Source organism: Oleiphilus sp. HI0086 (genome assembly GCF_001635225.1).
Genome location: NZ_LWFZ01000708.1, coordinates 1 through 9,419, shown reverse-complemented (window position 1 = coordinate 9,419; position 9,419 = coordinate 1). Strand labels below are relative to the sequence as shown.

Genomic DNA, 9,419 nt, shown 5'->3' with positions numbered 1-9,419 from the left:
TATTTCAGAACGCTTTTTAAAAAGCTCTGCGGTCAAACACCAAAACAATTTAGACAAAGTAAACTAAAACGCTAATACCTATAGTCCGTCGAGTGCAACAATTCTGTTTTTGATCTCTTCAGGAATGGCATGTTTACAGTTATTGTTATAATCGTAAAAAACGATTATTCCCTCACCTTCTGCCGCAATTCTGCCAGTATTATGGCTCATAACGTAGTACTTCATGGTAAAGCGATCTTCTGAAATTTCGCACACTCGCGTTGCCACGGAGATATTGTCAGGGTAGCTTAAAGGCGCTTTATAGCGGCACTGAGTAGAGGCCAGTATTGGGCCAATACCAGAGCGTTTCATTTCTTCATTATTACCCAGTCGGTCAAAATAGGCAATTCGCGCACTTTCGAAGTATTTAAAATAGACGACATTATTAACGTGCTGAAAGGCATCCATTTCACCCCAGGCTACTGGCGTATCTATCGAAACCTGACACTGCTCAAACACTTCGCTCATTACTACCTCTTCGCATTGTATTTATCAAATCATGGTATAAATGAGTGTAGAGCTTAACGACAAACAAACACATTCACAAAACCTATACCGAAAATAACATTCATAAGCCTGAGTAATTATTAACTTTTGCGGGGAAATCCCATACAATATGTGCGCGAAAATATAAGGGTGGTCTAAACTCAATAGATTTCGATCTAGAGGCTAAGATCTAGCAATAAAGACATCTGACCACCAGCCTAAGCTAAAGTGAACCTTAGAAATCAAAAAGTCACAAGAGCGGGCCATAATAAGGGAAAGATAGCTGTGGACACATTCCACACTAAATTTAAGCAGACGCACTGCTGAGAATAAGCGCCCAATGGGGAGCTTGCATAGTGAATAAACAGGAACACCTGATCAGTTCACTGGAAAGCCATGCTCCGTTGGACACCGATGAAACTACTTGCATCCAATGGCGTATTAAGTAGTTTTTTGATAGTCATTACTAAAACTTTGAGTGAGAGATTCGTATGAGTTTGTATTCAGAATACCTAGAAGAAATTGAGGTTCGTAAAAAGGACCTAGGTTTGAACCCTAAGCCAATTGATAGCGCAGATTTGTTATCAGAGATCATCGCTCAAATTAAAGACACGGGTAACGAGCACCGCGAAGCGTCTTTAAACTTCTTTATCTACAACACGCTTCCAGGTACAACTCCTGCGGCAGGCGTTAAAGCAGCATTCCTAAAAGACATCGTTCTAGGTAATGAAACTGTTGCTGAGATCTCGCCTGAGTTCGCTCTTGAGCAACTTTCTCACATGAAAGGTGGCCCTTCTGTTGAAGCACTTCTAGACATCGCTCTTTCTGACGACGCACAAGCTGCAGCAGCGGGTGAAGTTCTTAAGTCTCAAGTATTCCTATATGACGCTGATACAGCTCGTCTAGCTGAAGCATTTAAAGCAGGCAACGCGATTGCTAAAGAGATCCTAGAAAGCTACTCAAAAGCTGAGTTCTTCACAAAGCTTGACGATATCCCAGAGAAAATCGACGTTGTTACTTACATCGCGGCTGAAGGCGACATCTCTACTGACCTTCTTTCTCCTGGTAACCAATCTCACTCTCGTGCAGACCGTGAGCTACATGGCCAGTGCATGATCACGCCTGAAGCACAACAAGAAATCGTTGAGCTAGGTAAAAAGCACCCTAACGCTAAAGTGATGCTAATCGCTGAGAAAGGAACGATGGGTGTTGGTTCTTCACGTATGTCTGGTGTTAACAACGTTGCACTGTGGGCTGGTGAGAAGACTTCTCCATACATTCCATTCATCAACAACCGTCCGGTAGTTGCAGGTACTAACGGTATCGCACCTATCTTCCTAACGACTGTTGGTGTAACCGGTGGTATCGGTCTTGACCTTAAAAACTGGGTTAAGAAAACTGACGCAAACGGTGAAGTTGTTCGTGATGCAAACGGCGACCCAGTATTGGAAGAAGCATACTCTGTTGCAACAGGTACGGTTCTAACAATCGATACTAAAGCTAAGAAGCTATACAACGGTAGCGAAGAATTGTCAGACGTTTCTGATGCCTTCACGCCACAAAAAGTTGAATTCATGAAAGCTGGCGGCTCTTACGCGGTAACTTTCGGTAAGAAGCTACAAACATTTGCTGCTGAAACGCTAGGCGTTGAAGCACCAGTTGTTTACGCTGCTTCTAAAGAAATCTCTAACGAAGGCCAAGGCCTAACTGCAGTTGAAAAGATCTTCAACCGCAACGCTGTTGGTGTTACTTCTAAGACTCCACTACACACGGGTTCTGACGTTCGCGTTAAAGTGAACATCGTAGGTTCTCAGGACACGACTGGTCCTATGACTTGTCAGGAACTAGAAGCAATGGCTGCTTCGACTATCTCTCCAAGTGTTGATGGTGCTTTCCAGTCTGGTTGTCACACAGCTTCTGTATGGGACAACAAAGCTAAGGCTAACACGCCTAAGCTAATGGCATTCATGAACGCGTTCGGCGTAATCACTGCACGTGACCCGAAAGGCGTTTACCACTCAATGACTGACGTAATCCACAAAGTATTGAACGACATCACTGTTGATGACCGTGCAATCATCATTGGTGGTGACTCTCACACGCGTATGTCTAAGGGTGTCGCATTCGGTGCTGACTCTGGTACGGTTGCAATCGCACTTGCGACGGGCGAAGCAGCAATGCCTATCCCTGAGTCTGTAAAAGTAACCTTTAAAGGTTCTATGAAGCCTCACATGGACTTCCGTGACATCGTACACGCAACGCAAGCACAAATGCTTAAGAAGTTCTCTGGCGAAAACGTTTTCCAAGGTCGTGTAATCGAAGTACAAATCGGTACTCTACTTGCTGACCAAGCGTTCACCTTCACTGACTGGACTGCAGAGATGAAAGCGAAAGCGTCTATCTGTATCTCTACAGACGAAACGCTCATCAGCTCTCTAGAGTTGGCTAAGTCTCGTATCCAGATCATGATCGACAAAGGTATGGATAACGAAGCGAACATGCTACAAGGTCTTATCGATCTAGCTGACAAGCGTATCGCTGGCATCAAATCTGGTGAAGAGCCTGCACTTGCTCCAGACGACAACGCTAAGTACTACGCCGAGTTGGTTGTTGACCTAGATGCGATCGAAGAGCCAATGATTGCTGACCCAGACGTAAACAACGAAGACGTATCTAAGCGTTACACGCACGATGTTATCCGTCCTACTTCATACTACGATGGCCGTCAGGTTGACCTTGGCTTCGTTGGTTCTTGTATGGTTCACAAAGGCGATATGCAAATCATCGCTGCGATGCTTCGCAACCTAGAGAAGAAAGGCCCGATCACGTTTAACGCGCCACTCGTTGTTGCACCACCAACGTACAACATCGTTGATGAGCTAAAAGCTGAAGGCGATTGGGATATCCTATCTAAGTACGCTGGCTTCACGTTTGACGATGACAATCCAAAAGAAGCGGCTCGTACTTCATACGAGAACATCCTTTACCTAGAGCGTCCTGGATGTAACCTATGTATGGGTAACCAAGAGAAAGCGGCTCCTGGTGATACAGTGCTAGCGACTTCAACTCGTCTATTCCAAGGCCGTGTTGTAGAAGACTCTGCTGAGAAGAAAGGTGAATCACTACTTGGTTCTACGCCAATGGTTGTTCTATCAACTATTCTTGGCCGATTCCCATCATTGGAAGAGTACAAAGAAGCTGTTGAAGGTATTAACCTGACTTCTTTCGCTCCACCAGCTGAAGATTTGGCCGTGCCGGTTAAAATCGTTGGATAAGGTGGATTAAGACTTGGTCTTAATCATAAAAAAGCCCGGTCATTGACCGGGCTTTTTGCTTTCTATGTAGCTCTAAACAGAGTCTCTACTGGCTATTTAGCCATTGTACCAATACTTTATTTTACTAAATTATCACTTCTGGCAAGTAAGGAAAATCACTCAAGGGGCGCTTATCCATTCTTCTGTCATCGGTATGACGCCTATCAAAAGGTCCTAGACTTTCTAGACTGGGCATCAAGCTGTCTCTTCGACTACTGACCCGACGATCCAAGCTAAGGTCATACCCTACTTTGCCCGCCATGACTTTTCGTTTTTTGCCAATATTTTTACTTACAGTTCTCTTTCTGCTTGAAGTGTACATTTACCACCTCCTCGCTTCCGGGTGAGAAGCGCTAAGCTATTCACCTATTAGTCTACGCCTAAATTCGACACCCCATTAAATTGTTTTGTCATAGTAATTCTGTGTTCATAGTTTTGAGTTATTAGTGAAGCCAGCGCGGCCGAAGGATCTGCCTACAGAAGTCGACTTACCTCGTGCCCGTAGGCAGAGGGTTCCACCCCTCGCTGATCAACCCCGTGCTAGCCCTCGTGCAAGCCGTAGAAGGATCTGCCTAAATGAGTAATGTACTGCTTGAATCAAGTACTCCCCCGCTAAAAAAAAGGCCGAGCAGTGGATCACTGATCGGCCTTTGCATTCCCTTTAGACTATGCGCTAGAAGTCTTCCCAGTCATCATCATCGTTTGAGTTATCACCACTGTATTTGATCACCTGATCTTCTGTCGGAGCAATACCGGTATCCATCGGCACCGAAGTCGTTTGCTGTGGAGCTTGGCTGACAGAAGGAGTCGGTGCAGGCGCTGATGTAGGTGCTGAAGCAGGCGCGCTAAATATTGCGGCCTGGTGATTCCCCACTCTGAAGAAGCTAACCATCTGATTCAAGGCTGATGCTTGCTCACTCAAAGCCTCACTAGAGGCACTTGCCTCTTCAACCAAGGCTGCGTTTTGCTGGGTCATATCATCCATTTGCATGACTGCTTGGTTAATCTGCCCAATACCATCATTCTGCTCGGCTGCTGCCGTGGCAATTTCTTCTACTCTTACAGCAACCTCTTCAACTGACTTCACGATATCCGCAAGTGTCTGGCCAGAATCATTTACAAGCTGAGAGCCCGTTTCAACCTTATTGACGCTTTCACGAATCAGGTCTTTGATCTCTTTCGCTGCCGTCGCAGAACGTTGAGATAAGGTTCTAACCTCACCTGCCACCACTGCAAATCCTCGACCATGCTCACCCGCTCTAGCGGCCTCAACGGCTGCGTTAAGCGCTAGCAAGTTAGTCTGGAACGCAATCTCATCAATGACACCAATAATGTCGTTAATCTTATGACTCGAAGCGAGTATTTCTTTCATTGCTCCCACTGCGCCATGAACAACCTCACCACCTGCAACCGCTTTCAATTTAGCGTCGCTAGTGACTGTATTTGCCTGTGAAGCATTCCCGGCACTTTCTTTAACCGTGCTGGTAATCTCTTCCATGCTCGCTGCAGTTTCTTCAAGAGAACTCGCCTGAGACTCTGTGCGCGCACTTAGATCAGCGTTACCTTGCGATATTTCGTTCGCGGCTTCGTGAACCATCGACGTGGATTCACGAATCTGCGTAATGATCTCGGTAAGTTTGGTCACCGTCGCATTCACATCTGTCTTAACCTTACCGAAAGATCCTCGGTATTCACTGCTAATTGTCTTGGTCAAATCACCCTCTGATAATGCAGACAGAACTTCACCCACATCAGCTAAGAAGGAGTCTGCACTTCCAACAGTCTGGTTCAAACCTTCTGCTAACTTAGCAAAGAAGCCTGTTTTACCTTCAGGGTCCAGACGCTTGGACAGATCACCATTTGCCGCCGCAAAAACAAGTCGGTCGATTTCTTGTTCGATAGCGACTTCGTTAGTTCGGTCAGCCCACTCAACAACCGTACCAATACGTTCGTTATCGTCGTTTGTAATAGGGTTCACAACCAAGTCCATATTACGGCCACCAATATTCAGACTTGCCGAATACTCACTCGTCAGGCTCTCTAACAATTGTTTCTGATGCGAGGGGTTCTTATGGAAGACATCAATACTGCTTCCTAACAAGGTATTGACGTTGAAATTACCCAGGTCTTTTTGAATGTCACTTTCTGCATTTCGCAAGGTCGATATCACTGCATCATTCATGTAGATAATATCGCGGTCGGCATTGGCCACCATGACATTTGCCGAAACACTATCCAAGGCTTGCTTGATACGCGCATTATCATTAGCGACACTACGCTCTTTAGCCAATCGTTTTAGCTCTTCAGTTTGATCATCCCACTCTACGACCGTACCAATGCGCTCACCCTCATCATTAACAATCGGGTTAACAACAAGGTTTAGATTACGACCACCCACCACAATATCTGCAGAGTATTCAGCAGTCATCCGTTCTATCATGCCACGCTGGTGCGCTGGATTATTATGGAATATGTCTATATTACTGCCAATAATCTTATCAACAGCAAAATTGCTTAGCTCTGCTTGAATATCCTTCTCGGCATTGCGCAAAGTATCAACAACCGCATCATTCATATAAATAATATTAAGCTGGTCATCTGCAACCATAACGTTTGCAGAAACGCTATCAAGCGCCTGCTTCATACGTGCATTTTCGTTGGCTATGCGACGCTCTTCTTCCGTGCGTTTCAGCTCTTCAGTGATATCGTTCCATTCAATTACTGTTCCTAAACGCTCGCTTTGGTCATTAATCACCGGCGTTGCCATTAGGTCAAACACTCTTCCGCCCGTTTTCATTCGACTCTTCTGCGTGCCGTTAAGGTTTTCTATCACCGCACGCTGATGACTTGGATCTTTATACAAAACATCTGCACTTGCGCCTAACAAGTTATCCGCATCAAAGTTTGGTAAATCACTCCGTAAGTCTGCTTCAGCGTCTTTGAACATCTTCTGAACCGACGCGTTCAGATAGATAATATCCATGCGGTCATCTGCCAACATGACATTGGTATTACAGACATCAAGGGCTTGCTTAATTCGGCTACCTGAATTCGCAATCGCGATCGCTTCTTCTACTTCAAAGCCCATTTTTATCTGCATCGATTTAAGTGAGCACATCAAGGCCGTTAATTCATTATTGCCGCTGACATGGATGTCTTCACGGTAATTGCCACTTGCGATTTCACCAAAGTTGGCCAGACACTGATTAATCGAACGAAGAATATTTCGTGATAAAGCAAAACCCAAAATTAAAGTCATCAAAATCGCAATAGTAGTTAAGGCACTTATAATATAGAACTGTGCTTGCATGCCTTCTACACGTTCAGTTAATAACTCTTCAAGCAAGTTTGCACTTTCATCGTACAATTCAAATGCTTTGTTAATACCTCTCGTTCCCTCAGCGAAGAAAGACTTTGCATCCATTGAAGATATCGCCAGGTCACCTTGTCTAATGTGGTCGACAGAAGAAATAAATCCACCAATAATACGCTCAACATCAGCCGCAAGTGAGCCTAGCCTCTGTTTAACTCTTTGCTCCGCACTAGCACCAGAGTTATAAGAAGTTAGCAGACCTTTGTAATTGACATCAACACCGACTTTCAATTCAGTCAATCGATTTAGTTGGGCCTGCCCAATTTCCTGATTAGCAATGACACCTGAGCCCAAGCCTCTAGCCTGGCCCATATTTTCGACCAGGGCTGGAATCTTGTTGACCACCAAGTCCATGCTATAGAAACTGCCTAACTCAGGATCAAGTATTAGGTTCGAGGTATCGCCAGCGTGAATTATCAGGTTTAGCACATCACTAATAAGGTCAGAGTGGCGAGAAAAACTGGCTTTAGCCTCAAGGCTAAATGCTATTCCCTTCAAACTGTCCCACTTCCTTTGAATCGCTTTGAACTTGCTAGAAGCTTGTAACTTTTCTCCTAATCTGGCGTCAACTTCTTTAGCCTCATCAAACAAATCGTTTATCTTTTGCCTTACAGACAATATTTTGGGTTCAAAAGAAGCGTCACCATTCAGATAAGCGTTAGTCATACCACGGTGTTGTGGAATAAACTGGAGTAGCTGTCTCATCGGTCGAATATATTCGACGCCGACGAGCTCCTGTTTAGAGAACTCTATTTGATCATATTGCTGAGCCAAGGTATTCACGACCAAAGCACTCAACATTAAGAGTACTGCACCCAGAAACATAAACTGCTGAGTGAGTTTAATATTGCTTAACTTAGGAAGGTGTTGAGTAAATCCCGACTTAACAACGTTACCACCATCTAGTGCTATTTCGCCATTTTTAAGGGCCACATAAGCACCTTCTGCTGCAGTAATTTCCTCACGACTGGGAATGGAGCGAACCGACATATATTCAACAACTTTGCCGTCTTCCCAGATAGGCGTCACATTTGCCTTTACCCAATAAAAGTCACCGTTCTTACATCGATTCTTAACGATTCCCGTCCAGGGTCGCCCCTTCTTCATCGTATCCCATAGATCCTTAAACGCTTCGGGCGGCATATCCGGGTGCCTGACGACATTGTGATTCTTTCCGACCAACTCCTGTTCAGAAAAGCCACTGATCGCGATAAACGCCTCATTGACGTATGTAGTGATACCTTTGAGATTGGTTTTTGAGACCAAGGTCTGACCTTCGGTCATCATGACTTCATTGTCAGTCACCGGCATATTGATCTTCATAGAGACACCCTAAGTATTTTTTAAGCGCGTTATTTTTAGATAGTGTGTAGTGAGCAAGCTATAGACTAGTTATCGTCATGTCGGCCCATTTCCTTGAATGAATCTGTCTATTTTGGGGTGAATTGCTTATTTAGCACTATAAATATAGGACAAAATTAGAAATACCCCCTACCTATTTAGGGATATTTTAGAAAGAAAGTATTTGGATTCAGTTGGGGATTAACGTTTATATCAAACAAACAAAAAAGCCGTCACAAATGACGGCCCTACTTACACTCATTATGCTATTCGAAGCTTACATCTGCGACTGTAAGTAATTTTGAAGCCCAATCTTATCAATCAAGCCCAATTGCTTCTCTAGCCAATAAGCATGATCTTCTTCTGAGTCTTCTAACTGCTTAACCAGCATTGCACGGGTTTCGTAATCTTGCTCAGACTCACACAAAGCAATCGCTGCCTTAAGGTTTTTAATTACTGAGTATTCTACATTCAAGTCATTCTGTAGCATTTCCGAAACTGTTTTACCGACATTTAGCGGCTCACGCGTTGCCAAGTCTGGATGCCCTTCCAAGAACAAAATCCGTTTGATCATTTGGTCTGCGTGATCTGTCTCTTCTTCACGCTCATGATCCAAACGTTCATAAAGCTTATCTAAGCCCATATCTTCATAAATTCGAGAGTGAACAAAGTATTGGTCTATTGCCGTTAGCTCACCCGCTAACAAGTGATTTAATTCTGCTATAACTTTATCTGAACCTTTCATATTTCACCCCCTTAATCATCTTCAATCATTGATTGCATATAGTTCTCGATCGTCACTTTATCGATCAGATCAAGCTGAGTTTCCAACCAATCTAGATACTCCTCTTCTTCTGCAAGAATTT

Annotated in this window: 5 protein-coding genes and 1 pseudogene; 1 reads left to right on the top strand and 5 read right to left on the bottom strand. The window is 44.3% G+C overall.

Annotation, left to right across the window (positions count from 1 at the left end):
* Positions 1-78: 78 nt before the first annotated feature.
* The gene (locus A3756_RS11480) at positions 79-507 is read right to left on the bottom strand and encodes a thioesterase family protein (RefSeq protein ID WP_068506729.1); all 429 of its coding nucleotides are present in this window, start codon (positions 505-507) and stop codon (positions 79-81) included.
* A gap of 509 nt (positions 508-1,016) precedes the next feature.
* Between A3756_RS11480 and A3756_RS11475 the strand changes: the two genes are divergently transcribed.
* Positions 1,017-3,800 (top strand): bifunctional aconitate hydratase 2/2-methylisocitrate dehydratase, encoded by a 2,784-nt coding sequence (locus A3756_RS11475; protein ID WP_068506731.1) that lies wholly within the window; start codon positions 1,017-1,019, stop codon positions 3,798-3,800.
* A gap of 124 nt (positions 3,801-3,924) precedes the next feature.
* Here the strand turns inward: A3756_RS11475 and A3756_RS11470 are convergent, their stop codons facing one another.
* From A3756_RS11470 to A3756_RS27680, 4 genes and pseudogenes are all read right to left on the bottom strand, one after another.
* Entirely contained in the window at positions 3,925-4,161 is a 237-nt protein-coding gene (locus A3756_RS11470) for a hypothetical protein (RefSeq protein ID WP_068506734.1), read from the bottom strand.
* A gap of 351 nt (positions 4,162-4,512) precedes the next feature.
* Positions 4,513-8,535, bottom strand: a complete 4,023-nt coding sequence (locus A3756_RS11465; protein ID WP_068553533.1) for a methyl-accepting chemotaxis protein — start codon at positions 8,533-8,535, stop codon at positions 4,513-4,515.
* A 295-nt stretch (positions 8,536-8,830) separates the two neighbouring features.
* Positions 8,831-9,298, bottom strand: coding sequence for a bacterioferritin (gene bfr / locus A3756_RS11460; RefSeq protein ID WP_068506737.1), 468 nt, complete (start codon positions 9,296-9,298; stop codon positions 8,831-8,833).
* Between the two features lie 11 nt (positions 9,299-9,309).
* Positions 9,310-9,419, bottom strand: a pseudogene (locus tag A3756_RS27680) (bacterioferritin); the annotation flags it as partial.